This window comes from Streptomyces sp. AK08-02 (assembly GCF_033795085.1).
Lineage (GTDB): Bacteria > Actinomycetota > Actinomycetes > Streptomycetales > Streptomycetaceae > Streptomyces > Streptomyces echiniscabiei.
The window spans coordinates 106,052-129,243 of sequence record NZ_JARAZV010000001.1 but is presented as its reverse complement, the minus strand read 5'-3'; the positions used below and the strand labels follow the sequence as shown (position 1 = coordinate 129,243).

The following is a 23,192-nucleotide window of genomic DNA, read 5'->3' as shown; positions in this document are numbered from 1 at the left end:
TCCACTTCAACAGCCACCAATTATATTGTGAAGGTCTGATTTCATCTCTCAGTAAGAGGCGGAGCGAATCATGGTCGAGATCCGGCAGGCCCGCTATTTCGTCGCGGTCGCCGAGGAACTCCACTTCGGCCGTGCGGCGCAGCGCCTGCAGATGTCCCAGCCGCCGCTCTCCCAGGCGATCAAGCAGCTTGAACAGCAGCTCGGCTGTGAACTACTGCACCGCACCCAGCGGTCGGTCGCCCTCAGCGCCGCCGGGACCGTGTTCCTGGACCACTGCCGCGCACTGATCCGGCAGGCCGAGGAGGCGGAGATCGCCGCACGCCAGGCCGCCACCGGACAGGGTGGGCGACTGACCCTGGGTGCGGTCACCTCGGCGTTCTCCTGGCCGTTGCCCCTTGTGCTGAAGCGGTTCCACGAGGCGCTGCCGGACGTCGAGATCCGCACCCAGGAAATCGACACCCACGAGGCCGGCCCGGGCCTCCTCGACCGCTCGCTCGACTGGGCGATCGTCCGCCAGACCGCCCCGGTCCGCGGCACCACGGCAACCTCGCTCTACGCCGACAGGTTCGTGGCGGCCCTCCCCTCGGGTCACCCGGCGGCGGACGACGCCGGTCCACTGGATTTGGCGGACCTCGCGGGCGACTCCTGGGTGTGGCTGCACCGCCACATCTCGCCCGACTACCACGACGCCATGGCGACCATGTGCCGAGCCGCCGGCTTCAGCCCCGTTCCCAACCACTGGGCACGGTCGGTGACCTCGCAGATCGCCATGGTCGAGTGCGGGCTCGGCGTCACCGTCGTACCGGCCGCCGCGTCCGCGTCACACCCCGCCGTACGATTCAGACCACTCCGTCACGCGACGGCGACCATCGAACTGACCGCCATGACAAGGTCCGAACCTGGTGCGCTGGCCGAACGCCTCACCGCCATCGCGTCGCGACTGACCACAGCGTCGGCGCCGCCGCACGACTGACCGCGGGCGAACAGTCAGACGTCGCACTCGACTTTCAGGCTGATCAGAAACGACTGACTCTCTGGCGCATTTCCGTCGTCAACACCGGTGACAGCCTCAGTGCGCTTCGTTCGTCGGCGAACAGGCGAACGCCATCCGCTCCGCACCACTGACGGTCATCCGGAACACGATGGTTGCGTCACCGGAGCCGGAATCCGCCACCGCCTGCTTCACGGCGTCGGCACGGCACCGATCTGCTCCTCGGCTGGTGGTCACCGGGCTGTTCTCTCTCCCGCGGCGGGTGGTGGCGCTTGGGCCCACGGGCGAGGAACGAAGCCGGTACGCAGCCCGCTGCGTACCTCGGGATCCCGGGACGCCATCCAGACGCGCATCACGGCGCGCGCGACGCACCTGACGGCGGCACGAAGCCCCACGTGACAGGAGGGCGTCGACCGCACCGTGGTGTCGCGAGCGGAGAGCTTGCTACTCCGCGCAGTTGGTGGCGTCCCGCCGGTCGAGTGGCGTGCTGACCGGTTGGAGGTAGAGCAGGTTGTTGCAGTGGCGGGTGTAACGGCCGGGAAAGTTGTACGACTCGAAGGAGATGCCGTCGGCGGAGTCGGCCAGACCGGCGCGCTGGGTGAATGAGGCATCGCCTCTGAAGACGGTCGTGCCGTCGTTCTTCTCGACCCAGACCTCGAAGTTCTTGTGACGCAGGTAGTAGCCGGGGAAGTTGGCCGACTCCAGGGAGACCGTGCCGGTGCCGGCGAGGCCGGGGACGCCGCGGAACTGGGAGTCGGCGAGGTTGGTGACGTTCGCCTGGGTCTTGGCCCTGAACCCTTCGTGCCGGATGTAGCGGTCGGGGAAATCGCGCAACTGAACCTGCACGATCCCGACGAACGCTTTGCGGCGATGCTCGAGTTCCGGCTCACTCGGCAACGACCGTCCGCGGAAGGCGGCTGGCCCACCAGCGCGAGCGCGATCACCGTACCGGCGGAGCCGATGAGGGTCGGCGCTCACCGGGACGTCACCGTGCACCGGGCATCCGGCCTGTACGTTGACTCAATCAGCCGGGCGAATGTGGGTGTCCGGTCAGAGCGGCGGACCGCCGGGAGCGGGGCGGTCGGGTCGGAGCCGTCGCGGGGCGGGGAGAGCGCTGAGACCACCGCGTCATGGCCAGCGGCGGCCTCGGCCACCTTGCCGGGCACGGAGGCGTCGAGGACCAGCGGGGTCAGGGCCGGGTGCTCGGGCAGGCCGGCGGCCGAGCCGGAGCGGGTCTCGGCTGTCACCTCATGGCCGCGGCTCAGCGCCTCCGCGAATAGGCCTGAGCCGATCATGTCCGTGGCCGCCGATCAAAAGGATCTCCACAGGGGTACTCCTGTTCGTTTCCGGATGAGTCTCAGGTGGGGAGAGGCTGGAGGGGAGGGCGGGGCTGACCGGTCACGGTCGCGCGGGGCCGTGCACCGTTCCGCGCGCGGAGTGGGCCAGCAGCTTGGTCACGAGCTCGCGCAGGATCAGCCGCTCGACCGGGGTGAGCGGCTCCATCAGGTCGGTGGTGACCTGCGGGACGTGCGCGGCGAGGGCACGTTCCAGCAGTTCGCGACCCTTGGGGGTGGCTTCCAGCAGCGCGGCCCGGCGGTCGTCGGGGTGGGGGTGGCGGGCGAGCAGCCCGGCCTCCTCCATGCGGGCGATCAGACGGGTCAGCCCACCCGAGGTGAACGACAGATCCTCGGCCAGGCGGGCACTGGTGGTCCGGTTCTCCCGGTGGCGGGCCAGACGAAGGAGCACCTCGAATTCGGAACCGCCCAGTCCGGCGGCCTCACGGATGGTGCGCTCGGCCCGTCCGCCGATCGCATCCGTCAGCCGCAGGATGTCGCCGTACAGGACGACTGTCTCGTCGTTCAGCAGCTCATTCATGAAGCTGACGATACAGCTACCCTGATACTCTCCTCATGAGCAAATAAGGGGGAAATCATGCCATACAGCCAAAGTTGAAGACTGGAATAAAGCTGCTGGCGCAGGTATCTTCTCCATCGACCATTGCACTGAAGCACCGCACTGAAGGGGAACAGCCATGCCGGTCGGACGACGTCAGGTACTCGCCGCAGGTTCGCTCACGGCCGCAGGGGTCGCACTGGGCGCCGGAACGGGATACGCCGCGCGGCCAGGTGAGGAGACCAAGAGTCTGAAACAGCTGTACCGCGAGGCGAAGGCGGAGGGTGGCACCCTCACTGTCTACGCGGGCGGCGACACCGCCACCCAGCAGGACGGCAACAAGGCCGCCTTCGAGAAGGCGTTCCCCGGCATCACACTGAACATGGTGGTGGACTACAGCAAGTTCCACGACGCCCGCATCGACAACCAGCTCGCCACCGGCTCCCTCGTCCCGGACGTCGTACAGCTGCAGACCCTGCAGGACTTCTCCCGCTGGAAGAAGGAAGGGTTTCTGCTTCCGTACAAGCCCGCCGGATTCTCCCGCGTCCACCCGGCCTTCAAGGACCCCGACGGCACCTGGACCGGCATATTCGTCGACGCCTTCTCGACCATCTACAACGTCGACAAGGCAGGCGGGAAGGCACCTGCCTCGGCCCGGGACCTCCTCGCCCCCCGGTGGAAGGGGAAGATCGTCTCGACGTACCCGAACGACGACGACGCGGTGCTGTACCTGTACAAGCTCATCGTGGACAAGTACGGCTGGGAGTGGCTGCGGCGGTTCGTCGGCCAGGACGTGGCCTGGGTGCGCGGTACGCAGGAACCCGCCGACCGGGTCGAGGCGGGCACCGCGGCCGTCGCACTGGGCACGGACGGCATGCTGAGCCCGGCGGCGGGCGTGAAGACCCGCTTCGTCATCCCGAAACACGACCCGTTCATGGCCTGGGCCCAGCGCGCCGCCATCTTCCGGCACGCGAAGCGTCCCGCTGCCGCGAAGCTGTACTTGAACTGGTGGCTGTCGAAAAGGACCCAGTCCGACTTCTCTATGTGGTCGGTACGCACCGACGTCCAGCCCCACGCGGGCTACCACCCCATCTGGGAGTACCGCAACGCCCACCTCGACGGCTTCGAGGGCTTCATGGCGGACCGGAGCCTCGTCGAACGCTTCAGGCAGCAGCTCACTCTCTGCGTCGGCGAGGTGACGGGGGCGCCCTCCCCTGGGTGGCTCGGCCTGCACCCGGGACGCGGGAGTGTCTGATCAACGGCCCTGTCTCACCTTCGGCGGTGCCGGAGGGTTGCCAAGGTCGTTGACATTCACGTGCGAGATGTCAACGATCTTGTAGATGTGGTGTTCTCGGGGCTGATACCCCGGGTCATCGAGGACTTGACCGACGAAGGCGAGCCGATCCTGGTGCGAACACGGACGCCGGCGGACAAGGGGTGTCGCCGAGGTTATCGTTTCACGAGCTCTGTGCGCGGCCAGGTGACGACAATCAGAACGTGAGAAGCCGAGATTTCTCGTCCGTGTGAAAGGCGGCGGTCGTCTCGCGCAGCCGCAGCTGTAGCTGGGCCAGGAGCATCTGATCGGCGTCATGGAAGTCCAGACCTGACACCTCCCTGATCCGGCGCAGCCGGTATCGCAAGGTGTTGACGTGCACCCGCAGTCGGGCAGCAGCGTCTTCGGTCAGGCATCCCGCGGCCAGGTAGGCGGCGAGGGTCTCGGTGAGGACGCCGTCTGGGCCGTCGTGCTCGACGAGGCGGCGCAGCGGACCGGTGGTCGGCGGCAGGCCGAGCGACTGGGCGACGTCGCCGAGGCGGTCGACCAGCACCTGGAGTGCCGTCTCGTCGAGGGTGGCCACGGCGGGCGCCGAGCCCCCGGCACCGCGCAGGGCGCGCAGCACGGCGTCGACCTGAGCCCGGACGGCGGGCACACGGCCGGGTTCGGCGGCGGGCCCGGCGACCGCGGCCAGATAGTCCCCTCCAGGTCCTCCCGGCGACCGGGCGACGAAGTCCGCGGCCAGCGAGCGGGCCGCGGCCAGGATCTCGTCTCTGGACGGCTGCGGCCAGGCCACCAGCACGTACACCGCACGGTCGCCGCGCACGGCCACCGCCGAGGGGCGCATTGCGGTGAGGTAGAGCGTCAGGGCGTCCTCGAGCCTGCGAAGGCCGGCGGCTGCGACGGCGGCCTCTGCGGGGGCGGTGTCCGAGGCAGCGTCCGAGGCGGTGTCCCCTGAGCGCAGGCCCACGGCGATCAGGCACAGCGCCCCGGTGTGCAGTTGTAGCTCACGGGCCGCGCCTTCCCCGGCCGGGCCCCCGGCGAGCACCGCCGCGGCCAGTTCGCAGCGCTGCTGCCGGGCCCAGGCGGAGCCGTCGGAGCGGGTGTTGGCCAGGTGCAGCGCGACGACCGGGGCGAACAGTTCGAGCCATCGGGTGTGTTCTTCCGGTAGCGGGGCGGTGACGACTGCCCAGACGTAGCCGAGGACTTCGGAGTTGGCACGTACGGCAATCGCCACCCGGGGCAGGAGGCCCGGTTCGTACGATTCGATGTACACCGGCGCGGTGGAGGAGTGCAGCCGGTCGAAGGCGCCCTGCTCCGCGAGCTTGTGCAGCCGGCTCGGATGCACCGCGCGGCTGAGGATCGTCTCCACCCTCGATTCGTCCGTGTCGTCCTGTCCTGCCGACCAGGCCAGCACCGCCGAGGCCGCGTCCTCGATGGTGACCGGGGCCTGGATCATCGCGCTGACCGTGTTGGCCAGCGCGAACAGGTCGCTGGTGGCGCCCGCGGGCTCCCACTGCGCCCGCGAGTGGTCCAGCAGGCGCTGCCGCAGGATCGTCGCGACGTGCATCCATGAGGCGTCAGGGTTGACCTCGACGACCGGCACCGGGCAGTCGGCTGTCTCAGCGGGGACCGGTCCCTTCACTGCGAGGCCACGCGCACCGGCGCGCTGCGCGGCACTGCCGAGGGTGAGCAGCTCTGCCCCCCGGGTCACGCCCACGCACAGCACCAAGCACCCCGCCTCCATTCCCTCCGCGTCGGCCGGGTCGTGAATGGCCACCCCGGCGAGGGGCTGGTCAGCGCCGCCCGGATCGACGGCGAGCCGCAGCAGGGGCTCGCCGATGTCCTGGACGAGGCGGTGCAGGGTGGGGGCTTGCTCCATGGCGCCACCCTAGCCGGATTGTCGTAGACACCCACTCGACGACCTCAGGTTTGATGCTCAGCACAAAACCTGGTGGGGCATGATCCGGCAGGCTACAGCCCATGGTCGTGAACACGGAGGTACGGGAGCTGACCGGCGTCGAGGAACTGCTGGCGGCGACCGACCTGATCACCGAGGTATGGCAGGCGGAGATTCCACCGGTGCCGTTTCCCTTCATGCGGGCCCTCAGCCAAGCCGGGGCACAGGTGCTCGGCGGCCTCGTCGACGGGCGGCTCGCCGGAGTGGCGGTGGGTTTCCTCGGCTCCGATCCTGACGGGCCTCTGCTGCACTCGCATGTGGTCGGCGTCGGCAGGGAGTGGCGGCGCACGGGTGTGGGCCGGGCGATCAAGCTCGGCCAGCGCGACTGGTGCCTGGAGCGCGGCATCAGGCGGATGGCCTGGACGTTCGACCCGCTGCGGACCGCCAACGCCTCCTTCAACCTGGCCGGACTCGGCGCCACGGGCGTCTCGTACCACGCGGAGTTCTACGGGCAGATGAACGATGCCTTCAACCGCGGAATACCGACGGACCGGGTCCTGGTGCACTGGGATCTGGCGGCCACCGAGCCCGGCCGCTCGCCCGCTCCGGCCCGTTGTGACAGCCCCCTGTTGGATATCGGTGAGGCGGGAGGGCCGGTGCGCCGGGCCGTGGGCCCCCGGCCGGGCGAGGAGGTGCGGCTGCGCGTCCCTGCGCTGCTGCCTGATGACGTTTCCCTGGTCCTGGACTGGCGCCTCGCTCTGCGCGAGGCGATGCGGCCGCTGCTGCGGTCCGGATACCGATGGACGGGAGCCGACCGGAACGGCACCTACGTCCTCACCACTCCCCTTGACCTGCAGATCCCGACGAGCCCGAGGAACCAATGAACCTGAACATCGAAGCTGTCGAACTGCGGCGGGTCGCCATCCCGCTGGCGTCCCCGTTCCGCACCTCGTTCAGCACCCAGACCGAGCGCGATGTGCTGCTGGTACGGGTGATCACCGACCAGGCCGAGGGCTGGGCCGAGTGCGTCGCGATCGCCGACCCGCTGTACTCGAGCGAGTTCACCGACGGTGCGCACCGGGTTGTCGCGGACCATCTGCTGCCGCGCCTGTTCGCCGCGGACCGGCTCAACGCCGATCTGGTGGCCCCGCTGCTGGAGCCGGTGCGCGGGCACCGGATGGCCAAAGCGGCGGTGGAGACGGCCGTGCTCGACGCCCAGCTGAAGGCCGCCGGAGTTCCGCTGAGCCGCCACCTGGGGGCGACCGCGACGCATGTCGACTCCGGCGTGTCGGTGAGCATCTACGACGCCGTACCGGAGCTGCTCGACGCGGTGGCGGGCTACCTGGAGGCCGGATACCGCCGGATCAAGCTCAAGATCGAGCCGGGCTGGGACATCGAACCGGTCGCCGCGGTGCGGGAGCGATTCGGCGACGATGTGCTCCTCCAGGTGGACGCCAACTCCGCCTACACCCGCTCCGACGCCCGCCACCTCGCGCTCCTCGACGCGTTCGGGCTCCTCTTGATCGAGCAGCCACTCGACGAAGAGGACATCGCCGGCCACGCCCAGCTCGCCCGCGTCGTGCGGACCCCGATCTGTCTCGACGAGTCGGTCGTCTCCGCCCAGGCCGCGTACGAGGCGATCCGCACCGGCGCCTGCGGAATCGTCAACATCAAGCCCGGCCGGGTCGGCGGCTACCTCGAAGCGCGGCGCGTGCACGACGTCTGCGCGGCAGCCGGCATCCCCGTCTGGGCCGGCGGCATGCTGGAGACCGGCATCGGCCGGGCGGCCAACCTCGCCCTGGGCGGCCTGCCCAACTTCACCCTGCCCTCGGACATCTCGGCCTCCGACCGCTACTTCGAGCAGGACCTGACCGAGCCGATCACGATGACCGAGGACGGCCGCATCGAAATCCCGACCGGGCCCGGCATCGGCGTCGCCCCGATCCCCGAAGTACTGGCGGAACTCACGGTCACCGCGCAGGTGCTCAAGCCATGACCCTCCTGGACGAACTGACCGCGCGCACCGAGGAGATGGCCCGGGCAACCCTCGACCTGTGCCTGGCGGAGTCGCCGTCCGATGACTTCGGCCGACTGGCCCAGGTCGCGGAGCATACCGCCGAGCTGGGCACCCGCCTGCTCGGCCGCGCGCCCGAGTGGATCACCGAGCAGGACCGGCCGGCGCTGTACTGGGAGCCGACGCCGGGTGGCGTGCTGCTGCTCGGCCACCTCGACACGGTGTGGCCGGTCGGCACCCTGGCCCGCTGGCCGAAGCCGTTGCGCACTCGAACCACCCTCAGTTGCCCCGGCGTCTTCGACATGAAGGCCGGGGTAGTGCAGGGCCTGTACGCGATGGCGGCGCTCGGCTCCCCCGCGGGCTGCGGCATGCTGCTGACCACCGACGAGGAGATCGGCTCACCTGTCTCCCGACCGCTGATCGAAAAGGCTGCCGCCCGTGCCGGGGCAGTTCTGGTGCTGGAGGCCAGCGCGGACGGCGCACTCAAGACCGGCCGCAAGGGCGTCAGCCAGTATGTGGTACGGGTCCAGGGGCGGGCCGCGCACGCCGGCCTGGAACCCGAGAAGGGCGTGAACGCGCTCCTGGAGCTCGCCGAACAGGCCCGCACCGTCGCCTCGTTCGGTTCCGGCGGGCTCACCGTCACTCCCACTCTCGCCGCCGCGGGCACCACGACCAACACCGTCCCGGCCGAGGCCCACTTCCACGTGGATGCCCGCGCCGGCACCCGCGCCGAGCAGGACACCCTGCATGCCCGGATGGCCGCACTGTCCCCGGTGCTGCCCAGTGCCTCGGTCACCGTCGAGGGCGGCCCCAACCGCCCGCCGATGGAGGCGGGCCAGGCCCTGCCCCTGCTGGATCTCGCGCGCCTCGCCGCCCGGGACCTTGGCCTCGGAGACATCCGCGCGGTCAGTGTCGGTGGCGCGTCCGACGGCAACTTCACCGCCGGGATCGGCATCCCCACTCTCGACGGCCTCGGCGCGGTCGGCGCACACGCGCACGCCGAAGGCGAGTACGCCGTCATCGCCGAAATGCCCCGCCGGGCGGCCCTCGTCGCCGGCCTCGTCGCCCGCCTGCTGCCACCTGTGTGACGTCGCCGCAGCCCTGTCTTCCATCCCTCGGCCCGGGAGCTGGCGACGTCGAGACTCTCGGGCCACGGCGTACCACGCACCATGTGTCCGGACGAGGCGCCGGACCGCACGCGGTATGTGGCCGGACGCACCCCGGTGCGCAACGGGCCGACCTGTCTACCCGCGGCGTCATCCAGGCCGACACCTGGTATCTCGCACTGCGCGAGGCCGGCCTGGCCTACGTCGTCGCGCTCAAGCCGCACCGCGGCACCTGGGCCCGCGCCGACCAGCCGCACACCCCTGTCGAAGCGGCCCACGCCCTGACCTGGCGCGATGCCAAGCATCCAGGCGACTGGACACCCGTAGAGCGTCACTTCCGCGACGGGCGCACAGACCTGGTTGGCTGCCGATGTCCGCCTCGGCGGCCACAGCCCCGACTCACCCCACACAGCCGCCTGCCCGCACCCGCCGGCCGCCTCGCCGCAATCGTCGGACTCCGCGGACTGCGGCCATGGATCGAGCAGAGCTACAAGCAGACCAAGGACGAACTCGGCTGGGCCGACTTCCAGGTTCGCTCCGACCGCGCCATCCGCCGCCACCAGACCCTGGTCGACTACGCCTTCTCCTTCTGCCGCGACCACCCGCGATGGGCACCGGTGCCACCGCCTGGCCGGAAGTACGAGCAGTTGCCCCAGAGCCCGACCGCTGGACCGCTGCATACCCCCAGGCGGCTGCCCCGGGGCAAGGAGATCCGGACCGTTCCCGGACCACGTTGCCACTCGCCCGCCGACAGCGCACCGTCACCGCAGGTCAGCGTGGGTACTGCTCGTGTACCACCAAGAGACGAAGAATCTGCTGGTGTCGTATTCGCCGAAGAAGCTGGGCTTCTTCTAGGTGCTGAAAAAGGGCGCCTGAACAGGGACTATGCCCTTCAGGCGCCCTTCGAGACGCACGATCAGGCCGCGATTCGAAACAGGCCCTTACTTTCGATATCTCCCACCTGTGCCCCAGACCCGACCAGCAGTTCCGGGCCTTTTCCGGGCCAGAGTCAAGCTACGACACCCTGCGCGTTGTCCCTCGGCGCAGCCCACCGCTGCATGGACTCCTCGGTCACCCGGTTGGCCTGGTTACGCGTTTCGGCCAGGAACTTGGCGTAGTAGCGGAAGAGAACCTGGATGCCCTGCCCCGCGCGGCGTGCGCACTCTGCCGGGTCGACTGCGGAGGCCGGCCAGAACGAGATGCCGACGTTTCAGTCGGCGGTGGCCCGACAGGCGGGAGGCTGGGGAGGCCGCGCGGGCGGGGTGCCTGTCGGCTCCGCGCGGCCTCCCGCCGAATTGGACATGCCGGTTTCCCGGCCGTCCGGCCCTCCACCGACTACTGCACGAATGCACTGGCAGGCCGTTTTGGATGGATTCGGTCATGGCAGGTATCGCAGGCCACAACCGCCCTGCGACGCCGGTGCGGAATTACGCGCGCCCGGCCAAAGGCCGCCATCCGGAATGTGCGAGGTCGGCGAGAGCACGGACATGACGCACTGGCACATTGCCCCCACTCTCGCAGATCTCCGTCAGAGTCTCGCGATGAGTTCCTTCTGCGGATACTCCACCCGGACCGGCTGACGGTCGGCGATTTCCGCGGACCCCTGCCGCTGGAGTGGGACCCCACCGAACCGTGCCACCAGTGGCTTCCTGTTTTCCGATGCTTATAGCAAGCCCCCGTGGCAAGCCCTCGTGGCGGAATGGGCTCAGAACATGGTGTTGTCGTTGAGGGGAGGGGTCGACGGCACGTCCTGGACGGAGTCCCAGTGTTCGAGGATCTTCCCGTCCTTGCCGACGCGGAAAATGTCCACGACGGCCTGGCCGCGGTCCTCGGGGTTGAGGCGGTAGTGGGCGTGGATCGCCACGAGGTCGCCTTGGGCGATGACGCGCTTGCGTTCCACGATCAGGTTCGGGAACTGCTGGAAGAAGCCGGTGAACTGCTCGCGCAGGCCGGCCGAGCCGTTGGGGATGGTCGGGTTGTGCTGGTAGTACTCCGGCGTCAGGTACCTGACCGCGTCGGGGTTCTTGTCGACGAGGAGTGTGTCGAAGTAGGCGGTGGCCACCTTCCGACTGAAGGCGGTCATCCAGCGGGGGCCGGGCTGGTTCGTGCGCGGCCGGCTGACCGTGCCGAACATGTCGTTGCCGTTGACGGTGGTCGCCGGTACGTCCTGGACCACGTCCCAGTGCTCGGCGATCATGCCCTTCCTGTCGAAGCGGAAGATGTCGACCACGGACGAACCGCGGGTGCCGGGCTCGTAGACCGGGTTGGAGTGGACCATGACCAGGTCACCCTGGGCGATGACCCGCTTGACGTTGTACACGTGGTCCGGGAACCGCGCGTGCCAGTCGCGGATGAAGTTCTTGATGGCCTCCCGGCCGTCGGGGGCCATCGGGTTGTGCTGGATGTAGTCCGCACGGATGTACTGGTCGGCGACCTTGAGGTTGCCCTCTTCGAAGAGCTGCCTGAGTACGCGGACGGCGACGCGCTTGTTGCGCTCCTCGGCGTAGGGGTTCGCCTGCCGGGAGTCCGCGACGGTCAGGGAGGAGGTGGGAGGGGACGCCGTGGCGGCGGGCACGAATACGGCCATGGATCCGATGGTCGCCGTGGCCAGCAGAGCGGCGACGGTCCTCCTGGACAAGTGGGTCTTGCTCATGACGGTGTTCTCCAATACGGATGCGATGAGCGATGCGTTACGTGCTGGCTGTGGGCGGCGGAATCACCCGGGGCTGAAGGCGAGGAGGAACTCGACGGTCCCCTCGTCCTCGACGGCGATCCCGCCGAAGTTCGGTGCGTCGACGCCGTAGTCGGCGAAGGTGACGGGGATCGAGCCGTTCACGCGGAAGCCGTCGGCGGTGCGCTGGGCGTTGAGGTCGAACGTGACGGAATTGGTCTCGCCGTGGATGGTCAGATCCCCCGTGGCCTCGCCGGTGACCCGTTCGCTCCCGTCCGGCACCGAGCCGAAGTCCACGGGCTCGGTGAGCTCGAAGACGGCATTGGGGTACCGCTCGGTGTTCATGATCCGGCCGCGGAACTGGCCGTCGCGTTGGCCGGAGTCGCTCCGCACCGAGGCCAGGTCGACGGTGAAGCTCCCGCTCACAGCCTGGGCGCCCTCGATCTCCAGCTCTCCGGTGACCTCTTCCGTACGGCCCACGGCCGTGACGTTCTGGCCGAAGAGCACCTCGTCGACGCGGTAGCCGGCCTGCGAGCCGCTGCCGACCCGCCACGCGCCCTCGACGCCCTCCCGCTCCTGCTCGCCGGAGCCGGAGGTGCTCTCCGGCCTGGTCGGTGAACTGTCCAGTGACAGCGCGGCTGGTGGGTCGTCCTGGACGTAGTTGATGTAGACGTACGGGCCTCCGACGCCCACGAGGGCGGCGGCGGCAACGCCGACGACCAGCCGGCGCTTCCAGCGTCTGGGGGTGGTGCGTGCCATTGGTTCCTCCGGGAGACAGATGACCGGTTAGTTGATCTTGAAAGTTCAAGTATTTGGTCAGAAAGTACCCTGGGCCATGAATGCCATGGGGTCAGCCGTGGGCTGCGAGGGAGACGTGCTCCCACTCGGCCCAGGTGGCCAGCTTGCGCGCGTAGTGGTCCTTGGCCAGCTGGATCGGCGTCCTGCCGAAGAACACCCGCAGCGGCGGGTTCTCGGCATCCACGATCGTCAGCAGGGCGGGACCGACGGCCTTCGGGTCGCCCATGTCGGACAGGTCCAGGCCTTCGGCCAGGGCCTGGCGGACTCCGTCGTAGAGCGGGTCGGGCTCGGAGTTGACCGCGGAGGCGCCGGGCCAGTCGGTGGGATAGGGGCCGGGCTCGACCAGGGTGACCTTGATGTCCTGCCCGGCGACCTCGGCGGCCAGGGCCTCGGACAGCCCCTCCACCGCCCACTTGGAGGCGGCGTAGACACCCAGGCTCGGGAAGGAGAGCACGCCGCCGACGGAGGAGACCTGGACTATGTGGCCGCCGCCCTGGGTGCGCAGCAGCGGCAGCGCGGCCTGGGTGACCCAGAGCACGCCGAAGAAGTTCGTTTCCATCTGGTCGCGCACCTCGGCCTCGGTCAGCTCCTCGACCATGCCGAAGTGGCCGTAGCCGGCGTTGTTGACGACGACATCGAGTCGGCCGAAGTGCGCGTGGGCCTTGTGGACCGCCTCGAACACGGCGGTCTTGTCGGTGACGTCCAGGGGCAGTGCGAGCAACTGCTCGCCGTAGGCGATCGCGAGGTCCATCAGGGACTCCGTGTTCCGTGCGGTCGCGGCGACCCTGTCTCCGCGATCCAGCGCGGCTTCGACGAACGAGCGGCCGAAGCCGCGGGACGAGCCGGTGACGAACCAGGTCTTGGACACGAGAACCTTCCAGTGGGGAAAGGAAGTTGACGGAACGGGAGGTCAGGCCAGGAGCAATTCGGAGACCTGCCACAGGAGCGCGGCCGCCTCCGGGTCCACAGCGTGCGCGGCGACTCCGGTGTTGGTGCCGGGCCGGTGCGGTTCGGCCTCGTCACAGTCCTCGAAGTACCGGCCGGTGACACCGTCGACCACGGACGACGCGGCCAGCAGCACAGAGGTCGCGGCGCCCTGCTCCACCGTCTTGAGGGACAGCTCAGGCGGCTGCGTTCCCTCGCCGATCAGGGCCTGGAGGTGGGCCCCGAACTGCGCCATCTCGGCGTCCCCGACATGACGCATCAGGTTGGTCCGGATCCCGCCGGGCATCAGCGCGTTGACCGCGATCCCGTCGTCGGACCAGCGTCGGCCGGCCTCGACCGCGAACAGCACGTTGGCCGTCTTGGACTGGCCGTAGGCGAGCCACGGGGCGTAGGGCCGCTCGGTGAAGTGGAGGTCGTCGAAGACGACGGGTGAGAAGAGGTGTCCGCTGGAGCTCACCGACACCACGCGCGCACCGCCGGCCGCCGCGAGAGCGCCGTGCAGCCCGGTGGCGAGGGCGAAGTGCCCCAGGTGGTTGGTGGCGAACTGCAGCTCCCAGCCCCGCGGCGTCCGGGTCTCCGGAGTCGCCATCACGCCCGCGTTGTTGACGAGGATGTGCAGTGGCCCTCGCCATGCGGTCACAAACGCCTCGACGGACGCCGGGTCGGTCAGATCCAGGGAGGCGACCGTCACGCCCTCGGAGCCGGTGGTGACCTTGATGTCCTCCGCGGTGCGGCGGCCGGCGGCCGTGTCCCGCACGGCGAGGACGACCTGCGCGCCGGCCCCGGCGAGCGCCCGGGCGGTCTCCACACCGATGCCGGAGGCGGCTCCGGTGACGACGGCACGGCGGCCGGTGAGATCCGTGCCCGCGATGACGTCGGCGGCCGTGGATCCGGCGTGGAAGGGGGTGGTGATACGTGTGCTCGTGGTCATATCCGCACGTGCTCCCGGTTTGCTACGATCAAAAATCGGAGGCTCCTCCGTTTTGCTTGAACCTTAAGCGGAGGGTCCTCCGATTGTCCAGGAGGAAGGAATGCTGTGACCGGCAACACACGCGGACTGCGTGCCGACGCGCGCCGCAATCGGCAACGCCTGCTCGACGTGGCCGTACGCGCCTTTTCCGAGCGGGGCACGGACGCGTCGCTCGAGGGCATCGCCAGAGAGGCCGGTGTGGGCATCGGCACGCTGTACCGGCACTTCCCCACCCGGGAGGCCCTGCTTGAGGCCGCATACCGCAACGAGGTCGCGCGGGTCTGCGACAGCGCCGAGGAACTGCTGACTCAGTACCCGCCCGACCAGGCGATGCGAGTGTGGATGGACCGGTTCATCGACTATCTGACCACCAAGCAGGGCATGGCGGACGCACTGAAGGCCGTCATCGCCTCCGGTGACTCGGACCCGTTCGCCGAGAGCCTGGACCGAATCAGCACGGCCATCAGCACGCTGCTGAAGGCCGGGGCCGAGGCGGGCGTCCTGCGCTCCGACGTCGACCCCCTCGACGTCGGCTTCAGCCTCGGCGGCATCCTGCTGATCACCACCGACATGGGGCTGCGCGACCGCGCGGGCCGCATGCTCGATCTGCTCCTCGACGGACTCCGCCACCGCACGGACTGAACTGGAGACCGCCTGAGACTGGGCGTACACATCAGCCGTTTCGACCACTTCGACGGCCCGACCACCCCATCGGCCCGACCACCCTCGGACCCGGGCCGGCCGCGGCGTGTGCGGTCGCGGACGAGGCCGGTATCAGCCGGCTCTCCGCAATGGGGACCATTACATCCAGATGGAGGAGTACGGGCTCACCGCGAGCGAGCCGTGCTGAAGGGCTGCACCACCCTCGGCCGTCTCGCGGCCCACACCTCGACGACCCGACTCGGTCCGCTCGTCACAGGGGTGACGTACCGTCATCCCGGGCTGCTCGCCAAGATCGTCACCACGCCCGACGTGCCATCCGGCGGCCGGGCCTTCCCCGGACTCGGCACAGCCCGGTACCAGCGTGAGCACACCGGCCTCAGAGTGCCGTTCCCACCGACAGGCGAGCGCTTCGAGCGACTGGAGGAGAGCCGGCGCGCCTGCAATCAGATGTGGACTGCTGCCGCAAGGTCGCGGCGAAGACCTCGTCGCCCGAGTGCGCCCGGGTCCCGGCGGTCGCGGCCTGGGCGGGTGCCACCGCGCTGGTGCCCCGGTGCTCGCCCAGCTCGCGCGCCATCACCCGGGTCATGCCGATGAGCGCGCCCTTGCCGGCCACGTAGGCGATCTGGCCCGGCGCGCCGGCGAAGAAGGTGCGGGACGCCACATTGGCGACGCACCCGCGGCACAGGCTCTCACGCAGCCACGGCACGCACGCCTGCGTGAGCCGGGGCATGGCGGCCCGGCAGTAGGCGTTGCCGCCCGGGCCGTGGACGCCACCGGTGAAGGTGACCCGGTACGGGCGGTTCGGCGTGACACGACGGGCGATGGTGAAGCCGACCGCGTCCTCGTTGTGCATGCCGTTGACGACCCGGGCGCTCAGCTCCCGGTAGAGCTGCTGAGGCGTCGACATCCAGAAGTTGGCCACCGTCGCGTCGAACGCCTTCGCAAGGTCGTACCCGGACGCCTCGCCCTTCAACAACGCGGCCATCACCGCGTTCCGCAAAGCCATGAATGCGCGCTAGCAGATTAATCAACAACGTGATCAATAGCCACTCCATTCCTTGTAGACAAGCCCTGACGGGCCATCTAGTCTCCAACACACTTATTCATATTTCTGAGTATCGAGGTGAGCTCGTGCATCCCTTCCGCAAGGCCGTCGAGAACGGCGACCCGGACGCCGTGGCCGCCCTGCTGGCCGACGACGTCGTCTTCACCAGCCCCGTCACCTTCAAGCCGTACCCGGGCAAGGCCATCACCGCGGCGATCCTGCGCGGCGTGCTCCGGGTCTTCGAGGACTTCACCTACATCCGCGAGATCGCCAACCCCGACGGCCGCGATCACGCCTTCGTCTTCACCGCCACCGTCGCCGGCAAGCAACTCCAGGGATGCGACTTCCTGCACTTCGACGACGACGGGAAGATCGACGAGTTCACGGTGATGGTGCGCCCGCTCTCCGCCGCCCAGGCGCTGGGCGAGGCCATGGGCGCCCAGTTCGAGCAGATCGCCCGAGAGGCCGCCGAACAGTAACCACGACAGGCGAGTGAACAGTGCGGTTATGGGACGTCCTGAGCGGCCGGTGGATCCTCGGGCCGGTGCTGTGCAGCGTTTCGCCCATGAGTTGCGGGTGCTGCGCGAGGCGGCCGGGAAGCCGACGTACCGGGTGATGGCCGGGCGGACGGACTTTTCGGTGACCGTGCTCGCGCAGGCGGCGTCGGGTGAGCGGCTGCCGTCGCTGGCGGTGGTGCTGGCGTACGCGCGGGCGTGCGGGGCGGATCCGGCCGAGTGGGAGCTTCGGTGGAAGACGGCAACCGAGGAAGCGTCGGACGAGGAGGCGGCAGCACGCGAGGAGGAGAAGGAACCGCAGGCACCTTACCGGGGGTTGATGCGGTTCGAGCCCGGTGACCACGGGCTGTTCTTCGGCCGCGACCGGCTCGTGGCGCAGTTGTCGGATCTGGTGCACGAACACCGGTTCGCGGTGGTGTTCGGTGCGTCCGGCAGCGGGAAGTCCTCGCTGTTGCGGGCCGGGCTGATACCCCTGCTTCAGCGGACCGTGCGGGAACTGGGGCGCACGGCCGTACTCCGGGTGCTCACCCCGGGGGCCACTCCGGCGGCGACGCACGGCCGGCTGCTGGCCCCGCAGGAGGGCGAGCCGGACAGCTGGGTGGTCGTCGACCAGTTCGAGGAGATATACACGCTGTGCCGGGACCGGGCCGAACGTGCGCGATTCATTGATCTGCTCCTGGCCGCCCAGGAACCGGGCAGCCGGTTGCGGGTGGTCGTCGCGGTACGGGCGGACTTTTACGGGCGGTGCGCCGAACACCGGGGGCTCGTGGATGCTCTGCGGGACGTCCAACTGCTGGTCGCGCCGATGACCCGGGCGGAGTTGCGGGAGGCGGTCGTGAAGCCGGCCGCGGCCGCCGGGCTGCTGGTGGAGCGGGCGCTGACCGCCAGGCTCGTCGAAGAGGTCGTCGATCAGCCCGGCGCACTGCCGATGCTCTCGCACGCCCTGCTGGAGACCTGGCGGCGGCGCCGGGGCCGGACCTTGACGATGACTTCCTACGAATCGGCCGGCGGTGTGCACGGCGCGATCGCCACCACCGCCGAACACGTCTACGGACAGCTGTCGCCCGCCCAGGCCAGGACGGCCCGACAGATGCTGCTCCGGCTCATCGAGCCCGGACAGGGCGCCGCGGACACCCGGCGCCCGGTCGAGCGCGCCGAACTGGAGGAGTGGTCGGATCCCGAGGTGCCCGCGGTCGTCGAGGAACTGGCCCGCGCCCGGCTGGTGATCGCGGACGCGAACGGCGTGGAACTCGCCCATGAGGCCCTGATGACCTGCTGGCCTCGGCTGCGCGGCTGGATCGAGGAGGACCGCGAGCGGCTGCGCCACCACCGTCGCCTCACCGAGGCCGCCCGCACCTGGCAGGAACTCGGCCGCGACCCCGGAACCCTGTACCGGGGCACCCACCTGGTACGCGCTGAGGATTTCTTCGCTCGTCCCGGGCAGCGCGACGAGCTGACCTCCTCCGAGCGGGCGTTCCTCACCGCCGCGCTCGACGCCCGCGAAGCGGAACGCCGGGTCGCCACCCGGACCACTCGCAGGGCACGTCGCCTCGTCGCCGCGCTCTCCGCCACCCTGGCTGTGGCGCTGATCGCCGGCATGGTCGCCTGGCAGCAGCACCGAACCAGCCGGCAGGAAGCAACCGACACGGCCGCCCGCCGGGTCGCCGCGGTCGCCGACGCGATGCGGACGACCGACCCCAGGACCGCCATGCTGCTCAGCGTCGCCGCCTGGCGGATCGCCCCTCTCCCCGAAACCCGTTCGGCTCTGCTCGGCGCCACCGCCCAAACCGAACTGGACGCCTTCACCGACTCCGGGCCCGGCAGCGACGCCTTGCACCTGCTCGTCGATTCCGGCCGTACGCTGCTCAGCTCGGACGGCCGGAAGTGGCAGACCTGGGACGTGGTCACGCACCGCCGTACCGCCTCGGGGCTACTGCCGGACGGCCAGGTGACGGGGGCCAGTCCGGATGGCCGGGTGCTGGCCGTCGCCGCGGACAGCGGCACGGGCCTGTGGGACGCGTCGGCCGGGCAGTGGACCGGCGGTACCGGACAGCATCTGCCGTTGTCCGACATTCCCGGCTTCGGTTCCAGCAACCGCAGCTACCTGGTGAGCAACCTCGACAGCGATGAGGTGCAGCTGCGTTCCGTCACGGACGGCCGGGTGCTGTTCCGGACGGCGGCGGACAACCCGGCGAACGTGGCCCTGAGTGCGGACGGCCGGCTGGTGGCCGTCTGCCCCCGTGCCGGTCCGACGACGGTCCGGGACATCGTCCGCCACCGCAGCCTCCCCGGCGGCTGGCGGCGTCCCGGAGCGAACCACTGTGACGACGACAAATCGTGGCTCGCGTTCGATGACGGCGGCGACCGGCTCGCCGCCGTCTCCAGCGTCGGCGTGCGCGTCTGGGACACCGCTTCAGGACGGCAATTCGCCGATATCGCCGAACCGGACATCCAGAGCATCGCCTTCAGCCACGACGGGGCATTCCTGGCGGTCTCAGGACACGACGAGATCACGGTGTGGCGGCTGTCGGCCCCCGACGCCCCGGTGTTCCGCCATCCTCTGAACGGACAGCTCCTCTACGGCGGTCTCTCCTGGGATCCCGGTCTGCCGGTCCTGCGCTACCTCGAAGGCAGCACCGTCCACTCCCTCGACCTCGGGGCGGCCCTCACCGCCCGGTGGAGCAGCCACCCCCTGGACAACGCGCTGCTCAGCCCGGACGGCGGTACGCTCGCCACCGCCGAGCGGTCCGGGAGCGGCTACCGTTTCCAGTTGCGCGACACCCGTGACGGGCACCTGCTTCGTACGCTGCCCTCACCCCCGTTGCCCGCCTCCCTCGATCCCGCCGAGCCGGCCGTGGAGCTGGACACACAGGACACCATGCCGCTGATGGCCTTCAGCCCCGACAGCACGGCGTTCACCTACAGCGTCTCCGCCCCGGGCCGCGAAGCCTCCCCCCAGCGGTTTGTCATCTGGGACCTGACCCGCGACCGCGAACGGACCACGCTGGACCTGGCGCACCAGTCATCCAGCGCAGCAGTCCTCGCGGTCGTGCTCGGTCCCGGCGGCCGGACACTGGTGGCCTCCAGGACGCGCGACATCGGTCATCGGAGCGGCGAGGTGTGGAACACCGCGCGCCGCAGCAGAGCGGCCATGCTCAACGGCCTCGACAGTATCCACCTGGCCGTCCGCCCCGACGGCCGGTTGCTCGCCGGAGACGTGGACCTCACCGAGCTGCCGTCCGGCCGGGTCACCCGACGCACTCTCAGCCAGGGCGAGCAGATCAACGCCCTGACCTTCAGCCCCGACGGCTCCCGCATGGCGGCGGGTGACATGACCGGCCGCGTAGCCCTGTGGGACGGAACCCTCCGCCACCGTACGGGCGTCCTGCCGAACCTCTTCCCCGCGGCGCTCGGTGACACCCCCGAAGCAGTCAACGCCCTTGCCTTCAGTCCCGATGGCAGCACCCTCGCCGTCGCCGGCGACTCCGGCACTCTCCAGCTCTGGGACACCGCCACCCAACAACCCCTCGGCGGCAACCTGCCCACCCCCGGCGAGCCCATTCGCTCCCTCGCCTTCAGCTCCGACAGCGCCACCCTCTACGCCACCAGCGACCACACTCCGCTCCAGCGGTACCCCATCACCCCCTCCCACGCCATCACCCAGGCCTGTACCCGCACCGGCACCACCCTCACCGCGGCCCAATGGCACCTGTACATCCCCGACGCGCCCTACCACCCCGTCTGCGACACACGCCGCCCACACTGACCACCGCTGCACCGCACCGGCGCCCGCGAGGCGGTCCGCTGCTGCGGCCGGGCCGGTACCGGCTCCAACTGGTGTCGACGACGAGCCGCACCACGGTCCCCGGCGGTCGGCATTCCCTGACGGTTGGCGTTCCCTGACGGTCGGCGTTCCCTGACCGTGGAGTGACCTCCGCTCGCCGAGCAACCCTGTCGCCGGGCGGCGCGGGCACACGTATGCCGTTCCGGCCCCCGCGATCCCGCGCGTGACACGACGGGCCGGATGCCCGGGAACGCGCCGCTGACCTGTTTGTTTACGCCCTTGAATCGGGTTGCCGGACAACTCACGGCCGCGAAATATCGCTCACACCCCCCTGACCACCACCTACCCGATTCACCCGCGTTTGGTCCCACCGAGCGAAGGAACTCGAAAATGGTCCCCACCCCTGTCAAGAAGTGGCTGCTCACCGTCGCAGCCTGCGCCCTGGCGCTCAGCGGCCTGAGCCTGGCCTCCGCCACGACCGCGAGCGCGACGGGCAACGGCAACGAGACGGACCTCAACGGCAAATGGGACAACCTGCTCCCGAACATCTGCCAGGACGGCTCCAACCGGAGCGGCCAGAGCGTCTGGTACTACAACATCGCGACGCACGAGCTGCACGACAGGAGCTACTACGGCAGGGCCCCGGTCTATTCGAGCCAGTACGGCGGCCCTCGCAACACCCTTCACGTCCTGAACCCGAACTGGCGCGAGATCAAGGGCCACTGCTACTACCCCCAATCGTCCTCCTGGACGTATGAGGGGGCCGAAACAGCCTGGTCCGAGCCGGCAAGCAACTGCGACAACGGCGGCCCCCTCAACTACCAAGTCTCCCAGAGCTACACCACGACGGAGAGCACCACCAAGACGGTGGGCGGCAGCCTCTCCGGCGTCGGCAAGATCGGCAAGATGTTCGAAGTCGGCGGCGGTGCCGAGTTCGAGTACTCGTGGTCCTACGGCAAGTCCATCGGCTGGGGACGCACTGTCGGCATGAGCGTCCCGTCCGGCAGGACGGAATGGTTCGGCGCGAGACCCCTCAAGCGCGTGGTGCGGATCAACCCGCACTTCTGGCTGGACAGCTACACGTGGAACGCCGGCGGGACCACCAAAACCTCCCAGAACTGGGGCGGCTGGGGTTACAGGGCCCTCGTGGACCATGACTACTACTACGACGGCACGGCCAATGTCCTCAACAGCAGCAAGCAGCCGCAGTTCCGCTTCATCCTCCACGGGCGCGCCAACACGCGGAACGACTGCAACTGACGCGTGGCGGCACCCCTGAGATCCGAAGTGCCCGCCGGCCTTGGGCCGGCGGGCACTTCGCCGTCCCCCGCTCTGGTGGTGATCCATGACGAAGAGGGCGACCGGCTCCCGTACGACGGTGTCAACGACCCGAACATCGACGACGCCTCGATCATGACGCCCACGGACCACGTCACGTCCTCCCCGATGACTCGTCACTTACGTCACTCACCGTGATCGCCGGGACACCCGCGGCCGCGCGTACGGACTGGGTGTCGATGGCCACCAGGGAGCAGTCAAAAAAGGGGCGGCCCACTTCGGCAAGCCCGTTGATCACGCGCTCGGACGCTCGCGCGGCTGGCTGAGCACCAAGATCCACCTGGCCGCAGACGGCCACGCACGGCCCCTCGCCTTCACCGTCACCGCAGGCCAGGCAGGTGATGCACCCGCCTTCGAAGGGCGATGTCCCGCATCCGTGCGCCCCGCTCCGGCCGGGCAGGCCCCGGACCCGGCCCCTGGCCGTTCTGGCCGACCGCGCGTACTCCTCACGCGATATCCGCGCCCACCTGCGGCGCTGGGAACCTCCGTGCGGTCATCCCGCAGCCGTCCGCCCAAGTCGGCCACCGCCTGCGGCGAGGTCGCTTCGGTGGCCGTCCACCCGGCTTCAACAGCGAGGCTTACAAGCAGTGGCGCGGCCTGGCCGCACGAACCGACAAACTCGCGATCGCCTGCCAGGCCGCACTCCACCTCGCAGGCATCCTCAGCAAGAACCCCCGGCTCGCCGCCGTCGCCGCCCTGTCTCTTGACACCGGCGTCGCCGCTCGGCGCCCACCGCAGGCGCCGCCGTGAGCGGCGAGTTCAACCTCGTCCGGGTCATCGACAGCCCGCTCACAGGCCCCAGCACCGCGCCCACTCCAGCGGGCGTGGGGGGCCTGCTCGTCAGCCGGCCAAAACGATCGGACGGTCAGGCGTTCGGCCCTCGGCGACTGCCGCAATCCGGGTCGCGCGTCAGTGCGACGACCCCGGCGGCCTGCTCGGCGCTGGTGAACACCGCCGCGGCGGCGCAGTCGCGCAGCACGAATGCCAGCTCCTCCGGGGTGATCATGACGTTCACGGGATTGACGACCCCACCAGGGTTGACGAAACAGACAGGGGTACCCCCCGGTTCTGGGCGTACAACGAGACCGCGTCATCGGGCCAACCTCGCGGGCGATCAGCGCCGCCGCGACGCGGTCACTCTCCGTGTCGAGCTTGCGGGAGGTCAGCGTCCGCGTCGAGGTCACCAGCGCGGGCTTGTCCCCGAACAATGCCGCGGCCCGGCGGACAAACTCGCCGGGGGGAGTTGACGTCGTCCATGTGGGCCTCCTGTCGCTTCTCGTCAGGCC

Annotated in this window: 19 protein-coding genes and 5 pseudogenes; 14 read left to right on the top strand and 10 right to left on the bottom strand. The window is 69.6% G+C overall.

The genetic code is table 11. The annotated features are described in order from the left end of the window. Positions 1-70 precede the first annotated feature (70 nt). On the top strand, positions 71-973 hold the full coding sequence (locus tag PV734_RS00515) for a LysR substrate-binding domain-containing protein (RefSeq protein ID WP_319288480.1): 903 nt from the start codon (positions 71-73) through the stop codon (positions 971-973). Between the two features lie 462 nt (positions 974-1,435). Here the strand turns inward: PV734_RS00515 and PV734_RS00510 are convergent. The 3 genes and pseudogenes from PV734_RS00510 to PV734_RS00500 all read right to left on the bottom strand — a co-directional run. Continuing rightward, positions 1,436-1,819: pseudogene (locus tag PV734_RS00510) on the bottom strand (AbfB domain-containing protein); the annotation flags it as partial. A 146-nt stretch (positions 1,820-1,965) separates the two neighbouring features. Further along, on the bottom strand, positions 1,966-2,238 hold the full coding sequence (locus tag PV734_RS00505; protein WP_319198864.1) for a hypothetical protein: 273 nt from the start codon (positions 2,236-2,238) through the stop codon (positions 1,966-1,968). 151 nt (positions 2,239-2,389) lie between these two features. Further along, on the bottom strand, positions 2,390-2,866 hold the full coding sequence (locus tag PV734_RS00500) for a MarR family winged helix-turn-helix transcriptional regulator (protein WP_319091459.1): 477 nt from the start codon (positions 2,864-2,866) through the stop codon (positions 2,390-2,392). 157 nt (positions 2,867-3,023) lie between these two features. On the opposite strand from PV734_RS00500, the gene PV734_RS00495 reads away from it, so the two are divergent. Further along, positions 3,024-4,139 (top strand): ABC transporter substrate-binding protein, encoded by a 1,116-nt coding sequence (locus tag PV734_RS00495; RefSeq protein WP_319288479.1) that lies wholly within the window; start codon positions 3,024-3,026, stop codon positions 4,137-4,139. Between the two features lie 235 nt (positions 4,140-4,374). Here the strand turns inward: PV734_RS00495 and PV734_RS00490 are convergent, their stop codons facing one another. Further along, entirely contained in the window at positions 4,375-6,039 is a 1,665-nt protein-coding gene (locus PV734_RS00490) for a helix-turn-helix domain-containing protein (protein WP_319288478.1), read from the bottom strand. Between the two features lie 101 nt (positions 6,040-6,140). On the opposite strand from PV734_RS00490, the gene PV734_RS00485 reads away from it, so the two are divergent. The 4 genes and pseudogenes from PV734_RS00485 to PV734_RS45745 all read left to right on the top strand — a co-directional run. Continuing rightward, positions 6,141-6,941 (top strand): GNAT family N-acetyltransferase, encoded by an 801-nt coding sequence (locus PV734_RS00485; protein ID WP_319091456.1) that lies wholly within the window; start codon positions 6,141-6,143, stop codon positions 6,939-6,941. 2 nt (positions 6,942-6,943) lie between these two features. Beyond that, positions 6,944-8,053: an o-succinylbenzoate synthase gene (gene menC / locus PV734_RS00480; RefSeq protein WP_319092008.1), complete on the top strand. Its 1,110-nt coding sequence runs from the start codon at positions 6,944-6,946 to the stop codon at positions 8,051-8,053. Continuing rightward, positions 8,050-9,159: a M20/M25/M40 family metallo-hydrolase gene (locus tag PV734_RS00475; RefSeq protein WP_319091455.1), complete on the top strand. Its 1,110-nt coding sequence runs from the start codon at positions 8,050-8,052 to the stop codon at positions 9,157-9,159. The genes menC and PV734_RS00475 overlap by 4 nt, the downstream gene beginning before the upstream one ends. 176 nt (positions 9,160-9,335) lie before the next feature. Then, positions 9,336-9,875 (top strand): annotated as a pseudogene (locus PV734_RS45745) (IS701 family transposase); the annotation flags it as partial. 1,007 nt (positions 9,876-10,882) lie between these two features. Here the strand turns inward: PV734_RS45745 and PV734_RS00470 are convergent. From PV734_RS00470 to PV734_RS00455, 4 genes are all read right to left on the bottom strand, one after another. Continuing rightward, positions 10,883-11,830: a nuclear transport factor 2 family protein gene (locus tag PV734_RS00470; RefSeq protein ID WP_319288477.1), complete on the bottom strand. Its 948-nt coding sequence runs from the start codon at positions 11,828-11,830 to the stop codon at positions 10,883-10,885. Positions 11,831-11,893: 63 nt separating this feature from the next. Continuing rightward, positions 11,894-12,607, bottom strand: a complete 714-nt coding sequence (locus tag PV734_RS00465) for a YceI family protein (protein ID WP_319288476.1) — start codon at positions 12,605-12,607, stop codon at positions 11,894-11,896. A gap of 91 nt (positions 12,608-12,698) precedes the next feature. Continuing rightward, the gene (locus PV734_RS00460) at positions 12,699-13,514 is read right to left on the bottom strand and encodes an SDR family oxidoreductase (RefSeq protein ID WP_319091451.1); all 816 of its coding nucleotides are present in this window, start codon (positions 13,512-13,514) and stop codon (positions 12,699-12,701) included. Between the two features lie 42 nt (positions 13,515-13,556). Further along, positions 13,557-14,522: an SDR family NAD(P)-dependent oxidoreductase gene (locus PV734_RS00455; RefSeq protein WP_319288475.1), complete on the bottom strand. Its 966-nt coding sequence runs from the start codon at positions 14,520-14,522 to the stop codon at positions 13,557-13,559. Between the two features lie 105 nt (positions 14,523-14,627). Here PV734_RS00455 and PV734_RS00450 point away from each other — a divergent pair, with 105 nt between their 5' ends. Both PV734_RS00450 and PV734_RS00445 read left to right on the top strand, forming a co-directional pair. Beyond that, positions 14,628-15,203, top strand: coding sequence for a TetR/AcrR family transcriptional regulator (locus PV734_RS00450; protein ID WP_319288474.1), 576 nt, complete (start codon positions 14,628-14,630; stop codon positions 15,201-15,203). 108 nt (positions 15,204-15,311) lie between these two features. Further along, positions 15,312-15,728, top strand: a pseudogene (locus PV734_RS00445) (LLM class flavin-dependent oxidoreductase); the annotation flags it as partial. On the opposite strand, the pseudogene PV734_RS00440 reads toward PV734_RS00445, so the two are convergent. Next, positions 15,676-16,230, bottom strand: a pseudogene (locus tag PV734_RS00440) (SDR family NAD(P)-dependent oxidoreductase); the annotation flags it as partial. The pseudogenes PV734_RS00445 and PV734_RS00440 sit on opposite strands and share 53 nt — an antisense overlap. Before the next feature lie 125 nt (positions 16,231-16,355). Here PV734_RS00440 and PV734_RS00435 point away from each other — a divergent pair. The 6 genes and pseudogenes from PV734_RS00435 to PV734_RS00410 all read left to right on the top strand — a co-directional run bounded on the left by PV734_RS00435 (position 16,356) and on the right by PV734_RS00410 (position 22,656). Next, complete coding sequence (locus PV734_RS00435) at positions 16,356-16,748, top strand: nuclear transport factor 2 family protein (RefSeq protein ID WP_319091447.1); 393 nt, start codon at positions 16,356-16,358, stop codon at positions 16,746-16,748. A gap of 28 nt (positions 16,749-16,776) precedes the next feature. Then, complete coding sequence (locus PV734_RS00430) at positions 16,777-20,550, top strand: helix-turn-helix domain-containing protein (protein WP_319288473.1); 3,774 nt, start codon at positions 16,777-16,779, stop codon at positions 20,548-20,550. 408 nt (positions 20,551-20,958) lie between these two features. Continuing rightward, complete coding sequence (locus tag PV734_RS00425; protein ID WP_319288472.1) at positions 20,959-21,828, top strand: hypothetical protein; 870 nt, start codon at positions 20,959-20,961, stop codon at positions 21,826-21,828. Between the two features lie 78 nt (positions 21,829-21,906). Continuing rightward, the gene (locus tag PV734_RS00420) at positions 21,907-22,044 is read left to right on the top strand and encodes a hypothetical protein (RefSeq protein ID WP_319288471.1); all 138 of its coding nucleotides are present in this window, start codon (positions 21,907-21,909) and stop codon (positions 22,042-22,044) included. A gap of 46 nt (positions 22,045-22,090) precedes the next feature. After that, positions 22,091-22,255: pseudogene (locus PV734_RS00415) on the top strand (IS5/IS1182 family transposase); the annotation flags it as partial. Positions 22,256-22,269: 14 nt separating this feature from the next. Then, the gene (locus PV734_RS00410) at positions 22,270-22,656 is read left to right on the top strand and encodes a hypothetical protein (protein WP_319288470.1); all 387 of its coding nucleotides are present in this window, start codon (positions 22,270-22,272) and stop codon (positions 22,654-22,656) included. Positions 22,657-22,771: 115 nt separating this feature from the next. Here the strand turns inward: PV734_RS00410 and PV734_RS00405 are convergent, their stop codons facing one another. Continuing rightward, a complete protein-coding gene (locus tag PV734_RS00405) occupies positions 22,772-22,912 on the bottom strand; it encodes a hypothetical protein (protein ID WP_319091444.1) in 141 nt (46 codons plus the stop codon). Between the last annotated feature and the right edge of the window lie 280 nt (positions 22,913-23,192).

Bases quoted from the DNA above. Each gene is read 5' to 3' on its own strand.
- PV734_RS00515 (WP_319288480.1), top strand. From the start codon at position 71: ATGGTCGAGATCCGGCAGGCCCGCTATTTCGTCGCGGTCGCCGAGGAA.
- PV734_RS00500 (WP_319091459.1), bottom strand. From the start codon at position 2,866: ATGAATGAGCTGCTGAACGACGAGACAGTCGTCCTGTACGGCGACATC.
- PV734_RS00495 (WP_319288479.1), top strand. From the start codon at position 3,024: ATGCCGGTCGGACGACGTCAGGTACTCGCCGCAGGTTCGCTCACGGCC.
- PV734_RS00490 (WP_319288478.1), bottom strand. From the start codon at position 6,039: ATGGAGCAAGCCCCCACCCTGCACCGCCTCGTCCAGGACATCGGCGAG.
- PV734_RS00485 (WP_319091456.1), top strand. From the start codon at position 6,141: ATGGTCGTGAACACGGAGGTACGGGAGCTGACCGGCGTCGAGGAACTG.
- PV734_RS00475 (WP_319091455.1), top strand. From the start codon at position 8,050: ATGACCCTCCTGGACGAACTGACCGCGCGCACCGAGGAGATGGCCCGG.
- PV734_RS00470 (WP_319288477.1), bottom strand. From the start codon at position 11,830: ATGAGCAAGACCCACTTGTCCAGGAGGACCGTCGCCGCTCTGCTGGCC.
- PV734_RS00465 (WP_319288476.1), bottom strand. From the start codon at position 12,607: ATGGCACGCACCACCCCCAGACGCTGGAAGCGCCGGCTGGTCGTCGGC.
- PV734_RS00455 (WP_319288475.1), bottom strand. From the start codon at position 14,522: ATGACCACGAGCACACGTATCACCACCCCCTTCCACGCCGGATCCACG.
- PV734_RS00430 (WP_319288473.1), top strand. From the start codon at position 16,777: ATGGGACGTCCTGAGCGGCCGGTGGATCCTCGGGCCGGTGCTGTGCAG.
- PV734_RS00425 (WP_319288472.1), top strand. From the start codon at position 20,959: ATGGTCCCCACCCCTGTCAAGAAGTGGCTGCTCACCGTCGCAGCCTGC.
- PV734_RS00410 (WP_319288470.1), top strand. From the start codon at position 22,270: ATGTCCCGCATCCGTGCGCCCCGCTCCGGCCGGGCAGGCCCCGGACCC.
- PV734_RS00405 (WP_319091444.1), bottom strand. From the start codon at position 22,912: ATGATCACCCCGGAGGAGCTGGCATTCGTGCTGCGCGACTGCGCCGCC.